At 71.1% G+C, this 1,036-nt stretch carries 1 protein-coding gene; it reads left to right on the plus strand.

Annotated features, from left to right (window positions below):
- On the plus strand, positions 1-1,036 hold a 1,036-nt coding region (locus KZA10_RS15990), incomplete at both ends, for an aromatic amino acid lyase (protein ID WP_218683379.1).

The raw sequence follows: 1,036 nt of genomic DNA on the forward strand, positions 1-1,036 counted from the left end.
GCCTCCGGGCGCACGGGTGTCCGCCCGGTCGTCGTCGAGACCTACGCAGCCCTGCTCAACTCCGGTATCACGCCCGTGGTTCGCGAGTACGGCTCGCTCGGCTGCTCGGGCGACCTCGCGCCTCTCGCCCACATCGCCCTGGCCACGATGGGCGAAGGCGACGTGCGCGATGCCTCAGGCGCCCTGGTTCCCGCATCCGACGCCCTCGCCGCCGCGGGCATCGAGCCGCTCACCCTCGTCGAGAAGGAGGGGCTGGCACTCATCAACGGCACCGACGGCATGCTGGGCATGCTGGTGCTCGCACTCCACGACCTGGAGACCCTTCTGCTCACCGCCGACATCGCCGCAGCGATGTCGGTCGAATCGCAGCTCGGCACCGACGCCGTGTTCGCCGCTGATCTGATGGCGCTGCGCGCCCAGACGGGACAGTCCGCGTCGGCGGCGAACCTGCGCGCGTTCCTCGGCGACTCCCCCATGGTCGCGAGCCACAAGGGACCGGACGACGGCCGCGTGCAGGATGCCTATTCGCTGCGCTGCTCGCCCCAGGTGCACGGCGCCGCGCGCGACACCCTCGCCCATGCGACGCTGATCGCCGGGCGCGAGCTCGCCAGCGTGATCGACAACCCCGTCATCACCCTCGACGGCCGCATCGAGTCCAACGGCAACTTCCACGGCGCTCCCGTCGCGGCCGTCCTCGACTTCCTCGCGATCTCGGTCGCCGACGTCGCCTCGGTTTCCGAGCGTCGTACGGACCGCGCGCTGGATCCGGCCCGCAGCCACGGACTCCCGCCGTTCCTGGCCGATGAGGTGGGCGTCGACTCCGGTCTCATGATCGCGCAGTACGCGGCCGCCGGAATCGTCTCCGAGCTCAAGCGCCTCGCGGTGCCGGCATCCGTCGACTCGATCCCGTCATCCGCCATGCAGGAGGACCACGTGTCGATGGGGTGGGCCGCCGCGCGCAAGTTGCGACGCGCGATCGACGGACTCGGACGCGTGCTCGCGATCGAGATCCTCACCGGTGCCCGCGCCCTCGACC

Origin of the sequence: Microbacterium sp. BF1 (genome assembly GCF_019279095.1) — a bacterium.
In the GTDB taxonomy this organism is placed as follows: Bacteria; Actinomycetota; Actinomycetes; order Actinomycetales; family Microbacteriaceae; genus Microbacterium; species Microbacterium maritypicum.